Raw genomic sequence first — 20,491 nt, 5'->3', positions numbered from 1 at the left:
CGCCGACACTATTGACGGTAGATCTAATAACCGGATGTGACGCGGGCCACACCCGGCCGACCCGGACGGCCGAGCTCCACATGTCGGCATGCCCTGGTCGTACCGGCGGGTCGGTGATAGCTCTGACCCGTCGCCGGGCCCCGACCCGCGACCCCAGGGGAGAACACACATGAACACCGACTGGCGGCTGGTCCGCGGCAGGCCCGGTCCGGCGCTCGCGGACGCGGTGCTCGGCTACCGGGCCTTCGACCTCACCCTCGACCGGGTGCAGCGACGCCTGGAGGTGCCCGTCGGCGCGGTCACCCTGGTCGCCAACCTCGGCCGGGGCACGCTGCGGATCGGCCGGCCCGGCGAGAGCGGCGACTGGAGCTCCGCCGACTCCTTCGCGGTCGGCCCGCGCACCCGCGCCGTGATCGGCGAGCACAACGGCGTGATGCGCGGCATCGAGGTCAACCTGACCTCCTGGTTCGCCCGCACCGTGCTCGGCGTCCACCTGGGCGAACTGCGCGACCGCCAGGTCGAACTGGACCAGCTGCTCGGCCGCAGGTGGCGGCACCTGGAGGAACAGCTCGCCGAACTCCCCACCAGCCAGGCCCGGTTCACCCTGCTCGACCGCCACCTGCTGCGCCTGCGCGCCGCCGGCCCGGAACCCGCCCCGCAACTGCGCGCCGCCTGGCGCCACCTGCTGCGCGGCACCACGCCGACCACCGTCGCCGCCCTCGCCCACGAGGTCGGCTGGAGCCCCCGCAGCCTGGAGCTGCGCTTCGCCGAACACATCGGCCTCACCCCGAAGTCGGCCGCCCGCGTCACCCGCCTCGCCCGCACCCTGCGGATGCTCACCGCCGGGCACCCGCTCAGCACCGCTTCCACCGCCTGCGGCTTCTACGACCAGGCCCACCTCAACCGCGAGTTCCGCGCCCTGACCGGCGGCACCCCGCGCGAGTTCCTGCACCACCGCCGCACCCCGGGCCGCCACCTCGACCGCCTCCCGGGCTGGGTCACCAGCGCCCTGCTCCCCTGAGCACCCGGCAGCCGGCACCGCGCGGTCAGAGCGACCAGCCCGCCGGCCGCATCGTGGTCGACAGCCCCAGCGCCGCACGGACCGCCAGCGCCGGGTCCATCGCCTGGTGCTCGGTGTCCCGGGCCGCCTCGGCGAGGCGGCGGGCGCCCGCGGAAGTCCGGGCCGAAGCGACCTGCTGCCAGTCCGACTGCGCCGCCCGGTGCAGCTCGACGACCCGGGTGAACGCCTGCTCGGCCCCGGCCGGGGCACCCAGCTGCTCCAGCCGCTCCACCATGGTCTGCTCGGCGGCCGCCATCTCGCCCGCCCAGGCGGACAGCCGGTCGACCGACACCCCCGCGAGGTCGAGGGCATCACTCGAGAGTTCGTTGTACGGATCGACGGCCTCCAGGTAGCGCCGCTGCCCGTCGGTCAGCCGGGAGGTGTCCGCCCGCAGGCCGCCGTTGATCACGAAGCTCTTGCCCATGTAGAGGCAGGTGACGTCCGGCTGGTCGGCCAGGTGGCCCTTCCACGGCGGCACGGCCACCATCGCGACGTTCGCGGGCAGCGCCCAGTAGTCCGGGTTGGCCCGGGTGAACGCCCGCCCGCAGGCCGCAGAGGCACCCGGGGGGTCGTCGGCCGCGGCTGCGGCCCGCGCGGGTTCGACCGCGATCCGGTCGACCACCTCGCCGTCGTGGTCACCGGCGCAGGAGGCCCGCGCCACCATCCGCGGGAAGCCGTCGAACTCCTCCGCGCGCTTCTCCACGTACTGCTCCGAGGGCCAGCGGAAGCACTCACCGGGCCCGAGCGAGCCGAGCGCGACCGGACGCGCGTCGGCCCACAGCCACCCGGCCCCCGCCAGCACGGCGCCGGCGACCACCGCGACGACCGACCGCCGCAGCCACGGCCGCCCCCGCAGTCCCGCCCGGCGTCCGGCGTCCTGCCGCGCGGCGGCCTCGGCGAGCCGGGAGGGCGCCGGCGTCGCAACGGCCGCAGCCGCGTCCTGATCCGACCTCGGCGACATACCGGACACTCCCTCACGAGGCCCGCGCGGAGGGCGGGCAGCGGCTCGACCGCGCGACCCTACCGCAGCCCGCGACGGGCCGTCGGCGCAGGTCAGCCGTCGAGCACGGGGGTGCTACCGGGTGATCCGGTACAGCACGCTCGCCCGCAGCGGGCCCTCGGGGACCGTCGGGTCGTCGAAGTCGTCCGCCGGGTCGCGGGTCATCCCGATCCGCTCCATCACCGCCTGCGAGCGCAGGTTGCCCGCCGCCGTGACCGCCAGGATCTCCGGCAGGTCGAGCGTCCCGAAGCCGAACGCCAGCGCGGCCCGCGCCGCCTCGGTCGCGTAGCCGTGCCCCCAGGCGGAGCGGGCCAGCCGCCAGCCGATCTCGACACCGTCGAACGGCATCTCCTCGTCCACCGGGTCCAGCCCGGTGAACCCGATGAACTCCCCGGTGGCGACGGCCTCCACGGCCCACCAGCCCCAGCCGCGTTCCGCCAGCTCGGCCCGGAAGTACGCCAGCGAGGCCGCGCTCCGCTCCGCGGTCAGCACCTCGGGGAAGAACTCCCGCACCTGCGGGTCTGCGTTCATCGCCGCCCACGGCTCCAGGTCCGTCTCCCGCCACTGCCGCAGCCGCAGCCGCTCCGTCCGCAATTCACGCAGTTCCGCCATGGGGCGGACCCTAGCCCCGCGCACCGCCCCCGAACAGCGAATATCCGTTGTACGGTGCGCCCGGGGGTGCCACGATCGCCGGATGGACCACCTCGCCGCCCTGCTCGGCCGCCGCCTCGACCGGGTCACCGACGGACCGGAGGGCCTGCTGCTGCACTTCGACGGCCTCCCGCCGCTGCGCCCGGAGGCCGTCGACCACCGGCTGGTCCTCTCCCCCGCGACACCCGCGCCGTCCGCCACCAGCATCCCCGGCCACCCGCTCGCCGCCTTCCTCGGCGAACGCGTCACCGGCGTCCGCCCGGTGCGCCGGCGGTCGACCGGCCGGGAGGTCGGCGGCGAGCTGCGGTTCCCGTCCGGCGCGGTCCGCCTCCTCGCCGCCACCGACGGACTGCGCTGCGAGGCCGAGCCGTTCGCCACCGCCCCCGACCTGGTCACGGCGGCCGGTCCGGGCCTCGACGAGCACGGCTTCTTCGTCCGCGAGGGATCCCTGCGCCGCGTGCAGCCCGGGTACGCGCCGGTGGTGGCCGCCGCCCGCGAGCGGGTCGCCGCCGCCTTCGGCCCCGAACGCCTGCACAGCGCCTACCTGTACGGCAGCATCCCGCGCGGCGCGGCCGTCCCGGGCGTCTCCGACCTGGACCTGCTGATCGCCCTGCACGGCGAGCCCACCCCGGCGGACCGGCAGCGCGCCGACGCCCTCGAAGCGGAGCTCGACGCCGCGTTCCCGCAGCTGAACGGCGCCGGCGTGCTGCTGTTCGGCGCGGCCGGGCTGCTCAGCGAGCGGGAGCGGTACGACCTCGGCTGGTTCCTCGCGTGCCTGTGCACCCCGCTGCTCGGCCCGGACCTCGCCGAGCACCTCCCCCGCTACCGCCCCACCTCGCTGCTCGCCCGGGAGACCAACGGCGACCTGGCACTCGCCCTCCCGGGCTGGCGGGAGCGGCTGGCCGGCGCCGACGGGGCCGGGCTGGCGGCACTCGGCCGCGGCGCCTCCCGCCGGCTGGTCCGCACCGGTCTGACGCTGGTGATGGACCGCTGGGGCGGCTGGACCAGCGACCTGGAGGCGTCCGCCGCCGTCATCGGCCACTACTACCCCGGCCGCGCCGACCAGTTCGCCCTCGCCGCGCGCACCGCCCGCACCCCCGCCGCCACCGACCGCGCCGAAATGGCCGTCCTGATCGAGGACCTGGCGCCGTGGCTGGCGGCCGAGTACGAGTCCGTGCACGGCCGCAAGGCCCCGCGGCCGCGGCCCGCACCGGTCCGCGAGGCGACCCCCGCCGATCTGCCGCTGCTCCAGGACGTCGAACGGGCCGCCGGCCGGCCCTTCCGCGACCTCGACATGGCCGCGATCGCCGACGACGAGCCCTTCACGCTCACCGAACTCGGCCGCTACCAGCGGGCCGGGCTCGCCTGGGTCGCCGTCGACCCCGACGACCCCGACGGCCGCCCCGTCGCCTACCTGGTCGCCGAACCCGCCGACGGCGCCCTGCACATCGAGCAGGTCTCGGTCCACCCCGACCACGCCCGCCGGGGCATCGGCCGCGTCCTGATCGAGCACGCCGCCGCCCGGGCCACCGCCCTCGGCCTGCCGGCGCTGACCCTCACCACCTTCGCCGAGGTGCCCTGGAACGCGCCGTACTACCGCCGTTGCGGCTTCCGCGTCCTCGACGAGGCCGCCCTCGGTCCGGACCTGCGCCGGATCCGCGCGGCCGAACGGGCCCACGGCCTCGACCGGTGGCCCCGGGTCACCATGCGACGCGCGCTCGAATCTCCGGGAGGAGCGCACCGCGAACGCTCCTGACGGGAAGCCGGTCCACCGCGGCCCGGACCGCGGGCCGTCGGCCTCGGCGCCGCGCCCGGCCGCACGTCGGCTCGCCCGGTAGGGCGAAGGAGCCGGGCCGCCCGACGCCACGCCGGTCGAACGGCCCGGGCGGGTGGGGCAACGACGGGCCCCGCGGCCTCGGACCCCCGGCCCAGCGGCGCCGGCGCACCCGGCCGGTGCACCGGCTCGCGACCGGTCGACGGCTCGCGTTCCGGGCGTCCGTGACGCCGGGTCAGCCCAGCGCGTCCTGGACGAGCGCGAGCGCCGCGTCGACCGCGCCGTTCAGGTCGTCCCCGGCGAAGACCGCCCGCACCCGCTCCGCGAAGTGCTCCGGCGCGCCGGGCAGCAGCGCGGCCGAGGCCACCGCGCCCTTCTCGTTGATCAGCCACTGCCCCGCCCGCCCGTGCATCGCCTGCACCAGCGCCCCGACCGCGCGGAACAGGCAGCCGTGCACGTAGAACGCGTCCCCGCGGGCCGCGCCCTTGCGGGCGCCCGCGAGGACGAACGGCGCCTCCCAGCGCGCCTGGGCGACCAGCGCCTCGCCGAGTGCCACCGGGTAGTCGGCGAGTTCCGCGCGCAGCCGGGTCACCTCGCCGCCGGGGTCGGCGAGGACGCGTCCGAGGGCGAGCTCCCCGGCGTACGCGTGCGAGTGGACGCCGAGCGGGTGGCCGGGCTGGGTGCCGATCTCGTACCGTCCGGCGCGGGCCTCGCGAGCGCTGTGGGCGACCCGGTCGAGGTCGCGGTAGAGCCAGTCGACCCGGTGCCCGTCGACGGTGAGCCAGGCCCCGCCGTCGACCCAGGGGCCCCAGCCGCCGGGCTCGGTGACGTCGACGTCCTTCCCGGTCAGCTGCCGGGCGAGGTCGCGCAGTTGCCCGGTGTCGAGCGGGCGGCGGTAGTAGAGGCCGAGGTCGTAGTCGGAGTCGGGCCGGTGGGTGCCGCGGGCGCGGCTGCCACCGAGGCAGACTCCGACGACGCCGTCGACGCGGGCGAGGCGCCCGGCCAGGTCCATGAGTTCGTCGTCCATCAACCCGTGATCATGACCGGCCGCCCCGCCCGCGTCCAGCCGTTTCCCGCCGCCCGTCAGAGCCGTCAGACCAGCTGCTTGCCCATGCAGACGCTGTCCGGGTGGTCCTTGTAGTACCCGAACTTGCGGATGTCGGCGTAGCCCTCGGAGAGGTACAGGGCGATCGCCTCGGGCTGCTTGTTGCCGGTCTCCAGCACCAGCCGGGTCCGCCCGGCCGCGACCGCGCGCTCCTCCAGGTGGCGCAGCACGGCCCGGGCGAGGCCCTTGCCGCGGGCCTGGGGCACCACGAACATCCGCTTCAGCTCGGCGTCGCCGTCGAGCAGGCCGTCGTCGTCCTGTTCCTTGGCGCGCCAGCCGCCGCAGGCCACCGGCTCGCCGTCGAGGTAGGCGACGACGAAGAGCCCGGCCGGCGGGTCGAAGTGGTCGGTGTGCATCGAGGTCTGGTCCCCGTCCCCGTACCGGCGGACGTACTCCTGCTGCACCTCGTCCGACAGCTTCACGCCGTCCGGATGGCCGAAGCCGGTCATACGAATTTCCATGGCCCCAGCCTAGGTGACCGGGTCAGCAGGCCTCGAAGCGCTCCAACAGCGCGTCCTTGCCGAACATCCGCGCGGTGTCGAGCGCGGACGGCGTGCCGGCCTTCGGGTCGGCGCCACCGGCGAGCAGCGCGTCGACGACGGCCTCGGCGCCCTTGAAGACCGCGCCGGCCAGCGGGGTCTGCCCGCGGTCGTTGACCCGGTCGGCGTCGGCGCCGCGCTCCAGCAGGACCCGGACCGCGTCGACGTGGCCGTGGTAGGCGGCGAGCATCACCAGGGTGTCGCCGCGGTCGTTGGCGAGGTCGGCGGGCGCCCCGGCGTCCAGGTAGGCGGCGAGCAGCGGGGCGTCGCCCGCCCGGGCGGCGTCGAAGAGCTTCCCGGCGAGCTCGATCACCTCGGGGTCGAACGCGGCGTCGGCGGAGTCGGTCACGGCATGGCCTCACTGGTCGGTCTCAACAGTTCGTGTCACCACGCACGGTAGCGGAAGCGGTCGGCCCCGCGGGTCACGCGTCCATCCGGGCGAACTTCCGAACGGGCCCGCACGCCCCGTCCGGGCCCGGGGAGCCCTGTCCGTACGGCCCCGCACGACGACCGGGGGGCCGGACGTATACCGCCGATGTGCGACACCGGCCGAGATCCACCCATTTGCCGCGCCACATCATCTATTACTTTTTGTCACCATAAAGGCACTTTCTGTAACACTGTCCCCCTCCCCTCATCGAGGAGCAGACCCGTGATCCTTTCCATCTCCGGAATCGTCCTGTTCGGCGTCATCGCCTTCCTGTTCTTCCGCCGGGACGGCCTGAAGATCTCGCACGCCCTGGTGTGCGCGCTCTTCGGCTTCTACGTCGCGGGTTCCTCGATCGCCCCGAGCATCCAGGCGGGCGGCGCGAGCCTGGCCAGCCTGATCGGCGGCCTGAAGTTCTGAGCGAGCGCTCCCCCTGTCGGCCCGGGCGCGGATCCCACCGCCCGGGCCTTCTTCGAATCCGAACGCCCCCGTCCCACCGGGCCCGCCCCACAGTCAACGGAGCCTGCATGTCCCTCACCCGCCACCTCACCCGGGGTCGCGACCTCGCCCGTACCGCCGGCGACCACGCCGCCGACATGTTCGCCCCGCTGTCGCTGATCGGCCGGGGCCTGCGCCGCCACGCCGACTGGGCGAAGGGCCGCTGGGCGGCCACCCCGAAGGAGCGGCGCGGCCCGACGCTGTTCCTGGCCGCCGCCGCGGTGCTCGGCGTCTTCCTGCTGCCGCACGGCCCGCTGCTCGCGGTGGTCGCGCTGATGGCGAGCGCCGCGTGGGTGGGCCGCGACCCGAAGCCCGCGGCGCCGCCCGAGCCGGACGTCGCGGACATCAAGCTGACCGCCCTGTACGCGGCGCTCACCCCGTACCTGGCCGGTCTCGACGACCCGTGCCCGCTGTACGGGGCCGAGGGCGGCTACAAGGACGCGTTCTCCTCCTGGGAGTTCGACGACGAGGGCCGGCTGGCGGCGCTGGAGCTCGCCTACCCGCCGTACTTCACCGACACCGAGCCGGCCGCCCGGGCCCGGATCGAGCAGGTCGTCCAGGGCAAGGCGGGCCGCTCCCGCGAGTACCGTTTCGACTGGGACGAGGAGTCCAACCGGCTGCGGGTGGCCGCGCTGGCGGCGCTGCCCACCGACATCGCGGCGCAGCCGTTCGTCACCGCGCCGGGCGAGATCGTCCTGGGCTTCACCGACGGACAGGGCAGCCGGCGGACCATCCCGGTGACCCAGGCCGGGGTGACCGCGCAGCAGCCGCCGGTGGTGTGGCGGGTCGGGCCGCGGTCGGCCGAGCCGCACCTGCTGGCGCTCGGCGCCGCCGGGTACGGGACGTCCACCCTGCTGCGGTCGGTCGCCCTGCAGGCCCTGCCGCACGGCGACCTGGTGGTGATCGACGGCGCGGGCACCGGCGAGCACGCCTGCCTGGTGAACCGGCCCGGCGTGCACACCGTGGAGACCAGCCTGCACGGCGCGGTGGCCGCGATGGAGTGGGTGGCGAAGGAGACCGAGCGCCGGCTGGTGGCGCTCAACGCCGCCCGCCACCACGGGATGGCCGCGCCCGAGGACGTCACCCGCCCGCTGTGGCTGCTGCTCGACCACCCGACCGAGCTGAGCGAGCTGGCCCAGGCGGAGGGCCGCCCGGATCCGCAGGAGCTGCTGGAGACCCCGCTGCGGCACGGCCGGGCGGCCCGGGTCACCGTGGTGTTCGTGGACGACCTGGAGGCGCGGGACCGGATCTCGCCCACCGTCCGCTCGGCCGCCCGGGCCCGGGTGGTGCTCGGCCCGGTGACGCCGGAGACCGGCTCGTCGGCGCTGGGCGTGCCGCTGGACATCGTGCCCGCCGCGCAGACCCCGGCCGGTCGCGGCTACGCCCGGATCGGCACCGCCGCCCCGGTCCGGCTGCAGGTCCCGGCGACCGTCGACCCGTTGGACGACGAGGCGCCGGCGGCACTGCGCGACGCGGTGATCGCCCTGCTGCCGCACCGCGACACCCGCACCGAGGCGGCCGCCCCGCAGGCCTCCCCCAAGGCCGCCCCGCAGCCCACCGCGCCGGCTGCCTTGCAGGCCGTCCCGCAGAACGTCGAACAGCTCGTCGCCGTCGTCCCCGACGCCGACGAGGAGGCGCGGCTGACCAAGGAGTCGCCCGCCGTGCGTCCGCGCCCGGTCTGGTGACCCGGCGGCGATAGGGTGATCCTCCAGATCCGGTCGCCCACCGACACGGTCACGATGTGCACAATATGTGACACACCGGGTGATATGAACGATCAGATGTGACAAATCGGGCGACGATGGGTACAAACAGGGGCGGCACGACAGGCGACGCATGTCCCGGGACGGGAATCTTCGTCGGTGGCCGAGCGTTGACCGAACGACGAAGACAGCGACCACTAGTCCTGTGGGCCAGAAGCCCGGGAGGCACGATTCATGAGCGAGCGAGCTCTCCGCGGCACGCGACTCGGGGCGACCAGCTACGAGACCGACCGCGGCATTGATCTGGCGCCGCGCCAGACCGTCGAGTACGCATGTCAGAACGGACACCGTTTCGAGGTGCCCTTCTCCGTCGAGGCGGAGATCCCGGCGGTGTGGGAGTGCCGGTTCTGCGGTCAGGAGGCCGCACTCCTCGACGGTGAGGAGCCTGAGGAGAAGAAGATCAAGCCCACCCGCACCCATTGGGACATGCTGATGGAGCGCCGGACGCGGGAGGAGCTCGAGGAGGTGCTGGCCGAGCGGCTGGCCGTCCTCCGCTCCGGCGGCATGAACCTCGCGGTCCACCCGCGGGACAGCCGCAAGAGCGCGTGACCGTCTAGGCGACACGCGCGACACACCGTCAGACGGAAAGGGGCCCCGGGCGATTCGCCCGGGGCCCCTCCCGTTTCCCGGCCCCGGTGGTCATCTCCCGGTGGTCATCGTTCCCGGTCGCCGGTCGTTCTCAGTTGGTGATCGGCGGGCGGTACTCGGTGTCCGGGCCCTGCGGGCCGCGGGCCGGGTCCACCACCTCGCCCTGGATCACCTTGCCGTCGGGGCGGTGGATCCGCATCTGCTCCTGCAGGCGCACCGCGTCGGCGAACCGGTCCGCGCCGACCGGGGCGGTCGAGCGCAGCGCGCTGCCCGCCAGCCTGCGGCCCGCCATCCGCCACAGCGCCCGGGTCGGCGGCAGCAGCAGGGTCAGCGCGACCAGGTCGGAGAGGAATCCCGGCACCATCAGCAGCACACCGGCCAGCACCGTCATGGTGGTGCCGGTCTGCGGCTGGGCCGACTGCGGGTTCTTGGACTGCTCGACGGCCGCCGAGAACGCCCGGGCACCCGCCCGCTTGATCACCGCGCCGCCCACGAACACGCCGGCGATCAGCAGCAGCAGCGCGGGGCCCCAGCCGAGCGCACCGGCGACCACCGTCACCAGCCAGATCTCCAGCACCAGCCAGGCGGCGGCCAGCAGCGGCAGCGCCCGGCGCAGCGGGCCGCGGCGCTCGGGACGGGTCGGGGTTGCTTGCTGGGACACGGGCGACTTCACTCCAACGCGGCGCTCTCCACCGGCCGGCAGCTCCCGGCCGCGACTACGGCGCCACCTGGGACAACGGCTCGTCGGCGTCGCGTGTTCCGCCCTTGCGCCGCCCGCGGGCGCCGAGCGCGACCGCGGCCCCGGCGGCCAGCAGGCCGGCGATCGCCAGCGTCCACTCGGGCACCGCGCCGACCCGGTCGGCCACCGTGCGCGCGTCGCGCAGCGGCACCGTGGCGGTCAGCACCTCGGCGGTCATCTGCCGGCTCTGCGTGACGACCGTGCCATCCGGGGCGACGACCGCGCTGATGCCGCTGGTCGCCGCGATCAGCACCGCGCGGCCGTGCTCGACCGCGCGCAGCCGGGACATCGCCAGCTGCTGCTCGGGCTGCCCGCTGTTGGCGTACGTCGCGTTGTTGGTCTGGACGACCAGCACCCGGCCGCCGTCGTTGACGGTGTCCCGGATGATCTCGTCGTAGGCGACCTCGAAGCAGATCACGTCGCCGACCCGGGCCGGGCCGACCTGCATCACGCCGTTGCCGGTGCCGGGGTAGAAGTCCCGGCCGACCCGCTGCAGCCGGGTGATCACCTTGGAGAGCTCGTCCCGGAAGGGCACGTACTCGCCGAACGGCACCGGGTGCTGCTTGGTGTAGGAGGCGCCGGGGCCGGTCACCGGGTCCCAGACGATGCCCTCGTTCTGGACGTGGACCGCGTCCGGGCCGTCCACCAGCGCGCCGACCAGGGTGGGGACGCCGACCGCCTTCACGGCCTCGTCGATGCGGCGGTAGGCGGCCGGGTCGAGGAAGGGGTTGAGGTCCGAGGAGTTCTCCGGCCAGATCACCAGGTCCGGCTTGGGGGTGCGGCCCGCCGCGACGTCCGCGGCGTACTGCTCGGTGGCGGCGGCGTGGTTGTTCAGCACCATCATCGGGCGGCCGAGGAAGTCCATGCCGGGCTTGTCCACGTTGCCCTGGACGAGTGCCACCTTCACCGCGTCGTCGGCGGCCGTGGGCACCGGCATCAGGTAGCCGCCGAGCAGCGCGGCGAGCGCGCCGGTCGCACCGGCGGCGGTCAGCAGCGGCGCCCGGCGCGGCGCGGCCCGCAGGCGCAGCGCGGTCCACGCCAGCAGCGTGCCGCAGAGCGCGACCGCGAAGGTCACCAGCGGGGCTCCGCCCAGCGCGGCGAGCGGGGTGAACGGGCTCGCGGTGTTGGCGAACGCGAGCCGGCCCCACGGGAAGCCGCCCAGCGGCAGCCGGTCGCGCGCCCACTCCTGGGCGACCCACAGGCAGGCGCCCCACAGCGGCCAGAGCGGCAGCCGCGAGGTCAGCGCGAGGCCGGCCGCCATCGCGGCGACGAACAGCGCCTCCACCACGGACAGGCCGACCGTCGCGTCCCAGCCGATCACGGCGAGCCACTTCAGCAGGCCGAGGAAGAACGGCAGGCCGAACGCGAAGCCGGTCCACGCCGCCTGGCGGACGGTGCGGCCCCGGGTCAGCAGCGACAGGCCCGTGACGGCGACGATCGACAGCGGCCACAGGTCGTACGGCGGGAAGGCGAGCGCCATCAGGACGCCGCTCACCGCCGCGGCGGCGGTCCTGGGCAGTCCGGCCCGCAGGCGCGCGAGCCGTCCCGGCCCCGCCGGCACCGGCGGCTCCACGTCCTCCGCCACCGGGCGCTCCTGCTCCACGGGCAGTGCCACGCGCGCACCACCTCTCTGGCCGTTATCCGATCAACACTGACCAGCAAAGGTACCCCAGTGTCCGGAGCGGCGGCCCGGCCGCTCCGGCCTATCCGCCGAGGTGGACGGTCCGGCCGCGGACCACCGTGCGGCGGCAGACCGGCAGCGGCCCGCCCGGGGTGAGGTCGGGCAGGCCCGGGGTGCCGGAGCGGGGGTCGGTGGACCAGCCCGCCACCCGGTCGTCGGGTGCCTGGACGACCAGCTCGGCGACGTCCCAGACCGCGTAGCTGGCGACCGCGCCGGGCACCAGCACCCCGTCCTGGTCCCGGCCGAGCGCGCGCCAGCCGCCGCGGGTGTGCGCGGTGAACGCGGCCCGCGCGGAGATCCGGTGCTCCGGGGTGCGGTGGAAGGCCGCGGCCCGCACGGTGCCCCACGGGTCGAGCGGGGTGACCGGCGCGTCCGAGCCGAAGGCCAGCGGGACGCCGGCCCGCAGCATCGCCGCGAACGGGTTCAGCGCGGCCGCCCGCTCGGCGCCCAGCCGCTGGACGTACATGCCGTCCGGCCCGCCCCAGGCCGCGTCGAAGGCGGGCTGCACCGAGGCGGTCAGCCCCAGCTCGGCGAACGCGGCGACGGTCTTGTCGTCCAGCGCCTCGGCGTGCTCCACCCGGTGGCGCAGCGCCTTCACCCGGGCCGCGCCGACCCGCTCCCCGGCCGCCCGGACCCCGTCCAGCACGGCGGTGATCGCCGCGTCGCCGATCGCGTGGAAGCCGGCCTGCAGCCCGGCCTCGGTGCACGCCGCGACGTGCTCCGCCACCTGCTCGGCGCTCAGGTACGCCGTCCCGGTGTGCTCGGCGTCGGCGTAGGGCGCGTGCAGGCAGGCGGTGTGCGAGCCGAGCGCCCCGTCGACGAACAGGTCGCCGCCGGCGCCGACCGCACCGAGCCGCTTGGCGGTGTCGACCGCGCCCAGCTCGCCCCAGTAGCCGAAGACCTCCGGCCCGTGGCCCTCGGCCGCGAGGGCGAGCAGCGCGGTCAGGTCCTCCTCGGAGGAGATGTCGGGTCCGGCGCACTCGTGCAGCGCGCCGATGCCGAGCTCGGCGGCCCGCCGGAGCGTGGCCAGCTGCGCCTCCCGGCGCTGCTCGGGGGTGATCCCGGCGAGCGCGGCGCGACGCACCGCGTGGTGCGCGTCCCGGCTGAGCGGGCCGTCGGGCGCGTACCCGGCGAGCCCGTCCAGGCCCGGCACCAGCCAGCGCAGGGCGGTGGAGGCGAGGGCAGAGTGCACGTCGGTGCGCGACAGGTAGACCGGTACGCCGCCGGCGACCGCGTCCAGTTCCGCGAGGGTCGGCGGGCGGCCCTCGGTCCAGGTGGTCTCGTCCCAGCCGTGACCGATGACGGAGGTGCTCCGGTCGCCGACGAAGGCGGCGATCCGCTCCAGGGCCTCCGCCAGCGAGGCGCAGCCGCCCAGGTCCAGGCCGGTCAGGGCGAGGCCGGTGGAGGTGGCGTGCACGTGGGCGTCGACGAACGCGGGGGTGACCAGGGCGCCGTGCAGGTCGACGATCTCGTCGGCGACGTCGGCGTACGCCTCGGCGGCGCCGTCACTGCCGACCCAGGCGACGTGCTCGCCCTCGACGAGCATCGCGGTGGCGAACGGGTCGGCGGGGCTGTAGACGTTGCCGCCGCGCAGCAGCACGGTCCGGTTGGTGCGTTCGGTCATGCCGCCAGTCTTCCACCTGCTCGGTTTCCGTCAGAGCTTCGGGGGCCTGGCCTCGTACGGGGTGGACAGGACGACGGTGGTGCGGGTCGAGACGCCGGCCGCGGAGCGGATCCGGGCGAGCAGGTCCTCCAGGTCTCCGGGGCCGGGGACGCGCACCTTGAGGATGTAGTTCTCGTCGCCGGCGACGCTGTGGCAGGCCTCGATCTCGGGCAGGCCGACCAGCCGCTCCGGGGTGTCGTCCGGGGCGCTCGGGTCGAACGGCTTGACCGAGATGAACGCGGTCAGCGCCAGGTCGACGGCCTCGGGGTCGACGATCGCGGTGTAGCCGCGAATCACCCCGCGCTGTTCGAGGCGGCGCACACGCTGGTGCACGGCCGAGGTGGACAGGCCGGTGGCCTTGCCCAGGTCGGTGTAGCTCATCCGGCCGTCCTGGAGGAGCAGCTGGACGATGCGCTGGTCGAGATCCTCCACGGGCGCCAACCTACTCGATCGGGCGCCCGGCGTGTCGATACCCCGCAGGGGGCGCATTCGGGGGGCACATGCCGAGGGAATGTGGCGAACGCCACACCCGGTGCATCACCGTGCGCTCCTGCGCAGGATTATGACGCCGTGTCGGCGGGAAATGCTGCTGGTGGCTCGGACCGCAGGTGGTCCGGCCCGATCCGAGGGGGATCACATGCCTGCCACTGACCAGCGTTCCAGCAACGCCGAGGGCGAACGTACCGAGCCCGAGACCACCTTCGGGGTGGACCCGGGCGACGCCGACACCTGGGAGATCGTGCGGGTGCACTGCCCCGCCTGCGACCGTCCGATCGCGCTGCTGTCCGACGAGGAGCGCCTCCCGCAGCACGCCGTCCTGCCGTCCGCCTGGCACCCCTTCTCCCCCGCGCTGTGCCAGGGCTCCGGCGCGCCGACCGACGACCTGCCCGAGTGCGAGGAGCACCAGGGCCGGGGCACCGGCCTGGAGGCGCTGCTGACCGCGCCGGGCGCGCTCGACTGGCGCACCCAGCCGTTCTCGCACGCCGCCGTCCACCGCGCCGTCCGCGCCCACGTGCCCGCGCAGCGGAAGGCCCAGGTGCGCGGCTGAGCCGCGCACCTGGCCCGCTCGCCGGGCCCCGGGGTCACCGGCCGGTGAGGTGCCGTCCGATCACCAGGCGCTGGATCTGGTTGGTGCCCTCGACGATCTGCAGCACCTTCGCCTCCCGCATGAACCGCTCGGCCGGGTAGTCCCGGGTGTACCCGTACCCGCCGAGCACCTGCACCGCGTCGGTGGCGACCCGCATCGCGGTGTCGGTGCAGAACAGCTTGGCCATCGCCGCCTCCTTGGTGAACGCCCGCCCGGCGTCGCGGCGGCGTGCGGCGGCCAGGTAGAGCGCGCGCCCGGCCTCGATCCGGGTGGCCATGTCCGCCAGCAGGAAGGACAGCCCCTGGAAGTCGGCGATCGGCCGGCCGAACTGCTGCCGGGTGCCCGCGTACTCCACCGCCAGGTCCAGGGCCGCCTGGGCGACGCCGATCGCGCAGGCGGCGATGCCGAGCCGGCCGGAGTCCAGCGCGGCGAGCGCGATCCGGAAGCCCTGGCCCTCGCCGCCGACCAGGCGCTCGCGGTCGACCCGCACCCCGTCGAAGTGCATCTGCGCGGTCGGCGAGGACCACATGCCCATCTTCCGCTCCGGCGGGGCCGCCGACAGGCCCTCGCTGCCGGCCGGGACCAGCAGGCAGGAGATGCCGCGGGCGCCCTCGTCGCCGGTGCGGGCCATCGTCGAGTAGAAGTCGGCCCGCCCGCCGTGGGTGATCCACGCCTTGGTGCCGCTGACCACGTACTGCTCGCCGTCCAGGTCGGCGCGGGTGCGCAGCGAGGCGGCGTCGGAGCCGGACTGCGGCTCGGAGAGGCAGTACGCGCCGAGCTGCTCGCCGCCGAGCATGCCGGGCAGCCAGCGCCGCTTCTGCTCCTCGCTGCCGAAGCCCGCCAGCGCGTGGCAGGACAGGGTGTGCACCGAGACGCCGAGGCCGACCGCGAGCCAGCCGTTCGCCAGCTCCTCCAGCACCTGCAGGTACACCTCGTACGGCTGGTCGCCTCCGCCGTACTCCCCGGCGTAGGGCAGCGAGAGCAGGCCGGCCCGGCCGAGGGTGCGGAACACCTCGCGGGGGAAGCGGGCGGCGGCCTCGTCCTCCGCGGAGCGCGGGCGGACCTCGCGGTCCACCAGGTCGCGGGTGAGCGCCAGCAGCTCCCGCGCCTCGTCGCTGGGCAGCTGGCGGTCCACGGGCTCGGGACGTCCGGCGGTCACGGGCACAAGCCTCCTCGGTCGGGTGCCGGACCCGGGATTCGCCGGGTGCGGCACGGATCGTCGCCGGCCGGAGCGGCCGGCACCGGGTCGCGGTGAACGGCCGTTCACATCAAGCGGTGCGAGTATGCCGCACACCGGACGTCCCGTCACCGGCGGCGACCGAGCGGGCCACCCGGCCGCCGCCCCGTACCCTGGCGGGATGACCTCGCGCCCCGCTCCCGCCGAACTCGCGGCCGTCCTGCGCGCGCTGCCCCCGTCGCTGGGGCCGGTGCGCCTGGTCGCCGTCGACGGGCACGCCGGCTCCGGCAAGACCACCTTCGCCGCCCGGCTGGCCGCCGCGCTGGACGACGCGCCGGTGGTGCACCTGGACGACCTCGCCACCCACCGCGAGCCGTTCGGCTGGGTCGGCCGGCTGCGGGAGCAGGTGCTGGGGCCGCTGGGCCGCGGCGAGGCCGCCGAGCACCGGGTGTACGACTGGACCGCCCGCCGCTTCTCGGGCACCCGGCGGGTGGAGCCCGCGCCGGTGGTGCTGGTCGAGGGCGTCGGCGCCGGCCGCGCCGAGCTGCGGCCGCACCTGGCGGCGCTGGTCTGGATGGAGCTGGACGCGGACGCCGCGAGCGCCCGCGGCCTGCTGCGGGACGGCCCCGGGCTGGCCGACTTCTGGCAGGGCTGGATCCGTGCCGAACGCGCCCACTTCGCCGCCGACCCCAGCCGCCCGCACGCCGGGATCCGGGTCGACGGAGTCACGGGGCGGATCCTCCGATGCACCGTCAGTGAGACCTCCACCCCCCTCTTGACCTGGGACGTCGCCGGGAACTAGGTTCTCCCTCGTCGCGAGATTCAGTTGAACTCGCAACATTAGACGCGGCACCTCCGGCTTGTTCCCCCGTGAGCCGGAGGTGCCGTTCTCCTTTCCCCGCCCCGTCCGCCCCCGCGGGGACCGCCTCCCCCGGCGGGCCCAACTCCGGTGCGCGCGCGGCGATCCGACTTGTCTCCGTACCCTTCCGGATCAGCCGTGCGCCGGTACGATTCCACGAAGGCGCGAATGCGCCCCGGGGGCTGCGCACACGGGGGGCGTCAGTGACGGTGGAGAGTTCCGGCGGCAGGAAGCCGCCCGGCGCGGGGCCGGACCGGGAGGCCGACCGCGCGTGGCTGCGCGCCATGGACGCGTACGCGGCGGGCTCCTACGCCCGCGCCGAGGAGGAGTTCCGCACGGCCGCCCGGCTCGACCCCGGCATGGCCGACGCCTGGCTCGGCCTGCACGCCCTGCGCAGCGACACCTCCGGCGCCCTGCTCGCCATGTACCGCGGCCGCTCCCGCTTCGGCGAGCAGCGCGCCCGCCACGGCCGGCCGCTCAGTTCCTGGTACTGGCTGGGCTGGTGGGTGCAGCCCGTCCTGGAGACCCCGCACGACCTCGCGCTCGCGCACGCCTCGCACTGGCTCGACGGCCGTCACCTGCCCGAGCTCGACCAGGCGCTCGCCGACCTGCCGCCGCCCGAGCAGGACGGCGCGGTGCGCTTCCTGTACGCCTGCCGCTCCTACCTGCTGAAGGACTGGGAGCAGCTGATCCGCGACACCGACCGGCTGCTCGACGACCCGGTGCTCGGCATCGAGTCCGGCCTGTTCGCCGGGATGGCCCGGGTCCGGCTCGACATGTGCGCCCAGGCCCAGGCGCCGCTCGCCGCCTCGCTCGCCCGCTGCCGCTCCGAGCAGCCGCAGCGCAAGGAGCTGCGCTACTGGCTCGCCCGCTCCTACGAGGGCGCCGGGCGCTCCGCCGCCGCCTTACCGCTCTACCGCGCGGTCCACCGGGCCGACCCCGCCTTCATGGACACCGCCGCCCGGCTGGCCGCCATCGCCGCCGAGGACGGCCTGCTGGAGGAGGGCACCGCCGACCCCGCCGCCGACGACGTCGACGTGCTCGACGACGGCTACCCGGACGGGCTGGAGGAGCGCGCCGAGGAGCCGGTCGCCGAGCGCGGCCAGGGCGACGGCACCGCCGAACGCCCCGGCCCCGCCGAGCCGGCCGCGCCGATGCCGGTCCGCACCACCGGCAGGGCCGCCTCGCCCTCGCCGTTCGCCCCCGGCCCGGCCGCGGCTCCCGCCGCCGTCCCGGCCGCCCCGGCGCAGCGCGGGACGGACGGCGAACTGGCCGCCGCGCTCGCCCAGCTGGAGCAGATGGTCGGCCTGGATCCGGTCAAGCGGCAGGTCCGGGCGCTCTCCGCGCAGCTGCGGATGGCCCGGCTGCGCGCCGAGCGCGGCCTGCCCGTCCAGCCGCCCAAGCGGCACTTCGTCTTCTCCGGCCCGTCCGGCACCGGCAAGACCACCGTCGCCCGGATCCTGGGCCGGGTCTTCCACGCCCTCGGGCTGCTCAGCGGCGACCACCTGGTCGAGGCCCAACGCGCCGACCTGGTCGGCGAGTTCCTCGGCCAGACCGCCGTCAAGGCGAACGAGCTGATCGACTCGGCGCTCGACGGCGTGCTCTTCATCGACGAGGCCTACAGCCTCTCCAACTCCGGCTACAGCAAGGGCGACGCGTACGGCGACGAGGCGCTCCAGGTGCTCCTCAAGCGGGCCGAGGACAACCGCGACCGGCTGGTCGTCATCCTGGCCGGCTACCCGGAGGGCATGAACCGGCTGCTCGCCGCCAACCCCGGCCTCAACTCCCGCTTCACCACCCGGGTCGACTTCCCCAGCTACCGGCCCGCCGAGCTCGCCGAGATCGGCCGCGCGCTGGCCGCCGGCGACGGCGACACCTGGGACGACGACGCCGCCGACGAGCTCACCTCGATCTGCCGGCACGTCGTCACCGAGGGCTGGATCGACCAGCTCGGCAACGGCCGCTTCATCCGCACCCTGTACGAGAAGTCCTGCGCCTACCGCGACCTGCGCCTGTCCGCCCAGCCCGACCTGCCCACCCGAGACGACCTGGCCACCCTGCGCCTGTCCGACGTCCTCCAGGCCTACGGCGAGCTGATCGACGGCCGCTGAGGCCCGCACGGGGCGTCAGAGCCGCCCGTCGGAGCCGACCGCGGCCTCGCACGGCCCGCACAGCGTCAGCGTGATCCACCGGCCCTCCCGCAGCTGCGCGCCCACCGCGCCGCACCGCTCGCAGGTGGCGCGGCTGCGCTCGACGAAGACCGCCAGGATCCCGTTCAGCCGCCGGTCCGCCTCCTGCCCGGCCCCCGGCCGGGCCCGGAACGCCAGCTCGCCGTACTTCTGCTTCACCGCGAGCAGCTCGTACGCCGGGAACTGTGCCTCGACCGCCCGGTGGCACTCCAGCACCAGCTCCCACCAGCCCGGTGCCACGTCCGGCGCGTACTCCGGCCGGCGGAAGTGCGCCTGCAGCGGGGCGAGCGCGTCGGGTGTGCCGGGGATCCGCCAGCCCGGGTGCCGGCCCATGTGGGCGAGCAGCGAGGTGGCCCGGGTCGGGAAGCGCTGCCCGATCGCGCCGGCGTAGACGCCGTACTCCTCGCGCACGTCGTCGACGAAGTGCCGGGCGACCGGCCACAGACCGTCGGCGAGCCCGTCGTCGAGCGGGGAGGGCTGCCCGGTCGCGACCGCGATGTCCCAGGCGTGGACGGCGCAGTCCAGCGCGGCGGCGGTGGCGCCCAGCCAGACCGGCAGCTCACCGAGCGGGGTGCGGACGGCCTCCGCGCCGGCCGGCAGCCCGGCGTAGGCGTCGGCGGCGCACCGCAGGCCCGCCTCCAGCAGCTCGGCGGGGTCGCCGTCCAGCGCGTCGAGGGGGTTGAAGCGCACCTCCACCGGGAGGATCTCCTCCCCCAGCGCGGCCCCGCCGTACCCGACCTGCCCGAGCCGGGCGTGGTTGAACACCTGCCGGACCGTCCACTCCGCGCACGGGGTCGGCCCACCCCAGCCGTCGGCGGGTACGCCCGCGACGACCCGCCTCAGCCGGTCGTGCGCGGCGGCCAGGACGTCCAAGGCCCGGGCGGTCTCCATGAAGCCCCCAACTCCAGTGATCCGTGCGCGACCTGACGGTGGAGCCTGTCACTCCGCAGCAGTAGGGTGCCGCCATGTCCTCCGACACCACCGAGTCCAGCGAGACCCCCGCCGCGGCCGCCCCGCGCCGCCGCGTTCCCTGGTACCTGAGCATACCGATCACCTTCGCCGTGATCCTCGCGCTCTTCCTGGCCGCCGCCCGCTTCGACCTCTTCCCCGGTCTGCCGAACCCGTTCGCCACCGAGGACAAGGACCGCAGTCAGCCGGTGGTGCTCAAGTCCATCCAGAACATGAGCCGTTACACCGCGGCGACCGGCAACTTCCAGGTGATCGTCGACCTCGACCAGGAGGCGAAGTTCCTGCCGTCCGCGCTGCTCGGCACCCGCAGCCTGTACGTCGGCGCGGGCAGCGTCGCCGCGTACGTGGACCTCGGCAAGCTCGCCGCCGGGTCGGTCACCGTCTCCGAGGACCGCCGGACGGCGACCATCGTCATCCCGCACGCCCAGCTGGCCGACGCCGCGCTGGACGTGAAGCGCTCCTACATGTTCTCCCAGCAGCGCGGCCTGTTCGACCGGATCGGCGACTTCTTCTCCTCCGACGGCGGCTCCGAGAACCAGCACAAGGTCGAGCTCCTCGCCGTCGACAAGATCCAGGCCGCCGCCAAGGAGACCAACCTGACCTCCGCCGCCGAGACCAACACCGTGGCGATGCTCCAGGGCCTGCTGCACTCCCTGGGCTTCACCACGGCGACCGTCACCGTCACCCCCTGAGCAGCGCGGGGCCGGCCGGCCCCGCCACGG

At 75.2% G+C, this 20,491-nt stretch carries 20 protein-coding genes; 9 read left to right on the top strand and 11 right to left on the bottom strand.

Annotation, left to right across the window (positions count from 1 at the left end; translation table 11 throughout):
• Nucleotides 1-169: 169 nt before the first annotated feature.
• On the top strand, nucleotides 170-1,021 hold the full coding sequence (locus tag ABEB06_RS32120) for a helix-turn-helix transcriptional regulator (RefSeq protein ID WP_345700418.1): 852 nt from the start codon (nucleotides 170-172) through the stop codon (nucleotides 1,019-1,021).
• Between the two features lie 25 nt (nucleotides 1,022-1,046).
• On the opposite strand, the gene ABEB06_RS32115 is transcribed toward ABEB06_RS32120, so the two are convergent.
• Both ABEB06_RS32115 and ABEB06_RS32110 read right to left on the bottom strand, forming a co-directional pair.
• Nucleotides 1,047-2,021, bottom strand: a complete 975-nt coding sequence (locus tag ABEB06_RS32115) for a hypothetical protein (protein WP_345700417.1) — start codon at nucleotides 2,019-2,021, stop codon at nucleotides 1,047-1,049.
• 114 nt (nucleotides 2,022-2,135) lie between these two features.
• Nucleotides 2,136-2,663, bottom strand: coding sequence for a GNAT family N-acetyltransferase (locus ABEB06_RS32110; protein ID WP_345702058.1), 528 nt, complete (start codon nucleotides 2,661-2,663; stop codon nucleotides 2,136-2,138).
• Nucleotides 2,664-3,948: 1,285 nt separating this feature from the next.
• Here ABEB06_RS32110 and ABEB06_RS32105 point away from each other — a divergent pair.
• Nucleotides 3,949-4,467, top strand: a complete 519-nt coding sequence (locus ABEB06_RS32105; protein ID WP_425559817.1) for a GNAT family N-acetyltransferase — start codon at nucleotides 3,949-3,951, stop codon at nucleotides 4,465-4,467.
• A 253-nt stretch (nucleotides 4,468-4,720) separates the two neighbouring features.
• Here ABEB06_RS32105 and ABEB06_RS32100 read toward each other — a convergent pair whose 3' ends face one another.
• The 3 genes from ABEB06_RS32100 to ABEB06_RS32090 form a co-directional block, all read right to left on the bottom strand.
• Complete coding sequence (locus tag ABEB06_RS32100) at nucleotides 4,721-5,512, bottom strand: nucleotidyltransferase domain-containing protein (RefSeq protein ID WP_345700416.1); 792 nt, start codon at nucleotides 5,510-5,512, stop codon at nucleotides 4,721-4,723.
• A 65-nt stretch (nucleotides 5,513-5,577) separates the two neighbouring features.
• Nucleotides 5,578-6,051, bottom strand: coding sequence for a GNAT family N-acetyltransferase (locus ABEB06_RS32095; protein WP_345700415.1), 474 nt, complete (start codon nucleotides 6,049-6,051; stop codon nucleotides 5,578-5,580).
• 22 nt (nucleotides 6,052-6,073) lie between these two features.
• Nucleotides 6,074-6,478 carry an ankyrin repeat domain-containing protein gene (locus ABEB06_RS32090; protein ID WP_345700414.1) on the bottom strand — a complete coding sequence of 135 codons (405 nt, stop codon included), beginning with the start codon at nucleotides 6,476-6,478 and terminating at the stop codon, nucleotides 6,074-6,076.
• Nucleotides 6,479-6,781: 303 nt separating this feature from the next.
• Between ABEB06_RS32090 and ABEB06_RS32085 the strand changes: the two genes are divergently transcribed.
• The 3 genes from ABEB06_RS32085 to ABEB06_RS32075 all read left to right on the top strand — a co-directional run bounded on the left by ABEB06_RS32085 (nucleotide 6,782) and on the right by ABEB06_RS32075 (nucleotide 9,366).
• Entirely contained in the window at nucleotides 6,782-6,976 is a 195-nt protein-coding gene (locus ABEB06_RS32085; RefSeq protein ID WP_014134294.1) for a hypothetical protein, read from the top strand.
• A 107-nt stretch (nucleotides 6,977-7,083) separates the two neighbouring features.
• Entirely contained in the window at nucleotides 7,084-8,739 is a 1,656-nt protein-coding gene (locus tag ABEB06_RS32080) for a hypothetical protein (RefSeq protein ID WP_345700413.1), read from the top strand.
• A gap of 252 nt (nucleotides 8,740-8,991) precedes the next feature.
• A complete protein-coding gene (locus ABEB06_RS32075; protein WP_345700412.1) occupies nucleotides 8,992-9,366 on the top strand; it encodes an RNA polymerase-binding protein RbpA in 375 nt (124 codons plus the stop codon).
• Nucleotides 9,367-9,496: 130 nt separating this feature from the next.
• Here the strand turns inward: ABEB06_RS32075 and fxsA are convergent, their stop codons facing one another.
• The 4 genes from fxsA to ABEB06_RS32055 form a co-directional block, all read right to left on the bottom strand.
• Nucleotides 9,497-10,066 carry an FxsA family membrane protein gene (gene fxsA / locus ABEB06_RS32070; protein ID WP_345700411.1) on the bottom strand — a complete coding sequence of 190 codons (570 nt, stop codon included), beginning with the start codon at nucleotides 10,064-10,066 and terminating at the stop codon, nucleotides 9,497-9,499.
• A gap of 55 nt (nucleotides 10,067-10,121) precedes the next feature.
• Nucleotides 10,122-11,759 carry an apolipoprotein N-acyltransferase gene (lnt, locus tag ABEB06_RS32065; RefSeq protein ID WP_425559726.1) on the bottom strand — a complete coding sequence of 546 codons (1,638 nt, stop codon included), beginning with the start codon at nucleotides 11,757-11,759 and terminating at the stop codon, nucleotides 10,122-10,124.
• A gap of 88 nt (nucleotides 11,760-11,847) precedes the next feature.
• Nucleotides 11,848-13,449: an amidohydrolase gene (locus tag ABEB06_RS32060; RefSeq protein ID WP_345700410.1), complete on the bottom strand. Its 1,602-nt coding sequence runs from the start codon at nucleotides 13,447-13,449 to the stop codon at nucleotides 11,848-11,850.
• A gap of 30 nt (nucleotides 13,450-13,479) precedes the next feature.
• Nucleotides 13,480-13,920: an Lrp/AsnC family transcriptional regulator gene (locus tag ABEB06_RS32055; protein ID WP_345700409.1), complete on the bottom strand. Its 441-nt coding sequence runs from the start codon at nucleotides 13,918-13,920 to the stop codon at nucleotides 13,480-13,482.
• A gap of 205 nt (nucleotides 13,921-14,125) precedes the next feature.
• Between ABEB06_RS32055 and ABEB06_RS32050 the strand changes: the two genes are divergently transcribed.
• Complete coding sequence (locus ABEB06_RS32050) at nucleotides 14,126-14,536, top strand: hypothetical protein (RefSeq protein WP_345700408.1); 411 nt, start codon at nucleotides 14,126-14,128, stop codon at nucleotides 14,534-14,536.
• 34 nt (nucleotides 14,537-14,570) lie between these two features.
• Here ABEB06_RS32050 and ABEB06_RS32045 read toward each other — a convergent pair whose 3' ends face one another.
• Nucleotides 14,571-15,734 (bottom strand): acyl-CoA dehydrogenase family protein, encoded by a 1,164-nt coding sequence (locus ABEB06_RS32045; RefSeq protein ID WP_345700407.1) that lies wholly within the window; start codon nucleotides 15,732-15,734, stop codon nucleotides 14,571-14,573.
• 199 nt (nucleotides 15,735-15,933) lie between these two features.
• On the opposite strand from ABEB06_RS32045, the gene ABEB06_RS32040 reads away from it, so the two are divergent.
• Together ABEB06_RS32040 and ABEB06_RS32035 are read left to right on the top strand one after the other, a co-directional pair.
• The gene (locus ABEB06_RS32040; protein ID WP_345700406.1) at nucleotides 15,934-16,554 is read left to right on the top strand and encodes a uridine kinase family protein; all 621 of its coding nucleotides are present in this window, start codon (nucleotides 15,934-15,936) and stop codon (nucleotides 16,552-16,554) included.
• A gap of 341 nt (nucleotides 16,555-16,895) precedes the next feature.
• On the top strand, nucleotides 16,896-18,722 hold the full coding sequence (locus ABEB06_RS32035) for an AAA family ATPase (RefSeq protein ID WP_345702055.1): 1,827 nt from the start codon (nucleotides 16,896-16,898) through the stop codon (nucleotides 18,720-18,722).
• A gap of 15 nt (nucleotides 18,723-18,737) precedes the next feature.
• Here ABEB06_RS32035 and ABEB06_RS32030 read toward each other — a convergent pair whose 3' ends face one another.
• Entirely contained in the window at nucleotides 18,738-19,691 is a 954-nt protein-coding gene (locus ABEB06_RS32030) for a TIGR03086 family metal-binding protein (protein ID WP_345700405.1), read from the bottom strand.
• 74 nt (nucleotides 19,692-19,765) lie between these two features.
• Between ABEB06_RS32030 and ABEB06_RS32025 the strand changes: the two genes are divergently transcribed.
• Nucleotides 19,766-20,461: a DUF4230 domain-containing protein gene (locus tag ABEB06_RS32025; RefSeq protein ID WP_345700404.1), complete on the top strand. Its 696-nt coding sequence runs from the start codon at nucleotides 19,766-19,768 to the stop codon at nucleotides 20,459-20,461.
• The last annotated feature ends 30 nt before the right edge of the window (nucleotides 20,462-20,491 follow it).

The organism is Kitasatospora terrestris (assembly GCF_039542905.1).
Classification (GTDB): domain Bacteria; phylum Actinomycetota; class Actinomycetes; order Streptomycetales; family Streptomycetaceae; genus Kitasatospora; species Kitasatospora terrestris.
Note: the sequence above shows the minus strand (reverse complement) of the source record. Positions and strands in the feature narration are given on the sequence as shown.

Bases quoted from the DNA above. Each gene is read 5' to 3' on its own strand.
- ABEB06_RS32120 (WP_345700418.1), top strand. From the start codon at position 170: ATGAACACCGACTGGCGGCTGGTCCGCGGCAGGCCCGGTCCGGCGCTC.
- ABEB06_RS32115 (WP_345700417.1), bottom strand. From the start codon at position 2,021: ATGTCGCCGAGGTCGGATCAGGACGCGGCTGCGGCCGTTGCGACGCCG.
- ABEB06_RS32100 (WP_345700416.1), bottom strand. From the start codon at position 5,512: ATGGACGACGAACTCATGGACCTGGCCGGGCGCCTCGCCCGCGTCGAC.
- ABEB06_RS32095 (WP_345700415.1), bottom strand. From the start codon at position 6,051: ATGGAAATTCGTATGACCGGCTTCGGCCATCCGGACGGCGTGAAGCTG.
- ABEB06_RS32080 (WP_345700413.1), top strand. From the start codon at position 7,084: ATGTCCCTCACCCGCCACCTCACCCGGGGTCGCGACCTCGCCCGTACC.
- ABEB06_RS32075 (WP_345700412.1), top strand. From the start codon at position 8,992: ATGAGCGAGCGAGCTCTCCGCGGCACGCGACTCGGGGCGACCAGCTAC.
- ABEB06_RS32060 (WP_345700410.1), bottom strand. From the start codon at position 13,449: ATGACCGAACGCACCAACCGGACCGTGCTGCTGCGCGGCGGCAACGTC.
- ABEB06_RS32050 (WP_345700408.1), top strand. From the start codon at position 14,126: ATGCCTGCCACTGACCAGCGTTCCAGCAACGCCGAGGGCGAACGTACC.
- ABEB06_RS32040 (WP_345700406.1), top strand. From the start codon at position 15,934: ATGACCTCGCGCCCCGCTCCCGCCGAACTCGCGGCCGTCCTGCGCGCG.
- ABEB06_RS32035 (WP_345702055.1), top strand. From the start codon at position 16,896: ATGGACGCGTACGCGGCGGGCTCCTACGCCCGCGCCGAGGAGGAGTTC.
- ABEB06_RS32030 (WP_345700405.1), bottom strand. From the start codon at position 19,691: ATGGAGACCGCCCGGGCCTTGGACGTCCTGGCCGCCGCGCACGACCGG.
- ABEB06_RS32025 (WP_345700404.1), top strand. From the start codon at position 19,766: ATGTCCTCCGACACCACCGAGTCCAGCGAGACCCCCGCCGCGGCCGCC.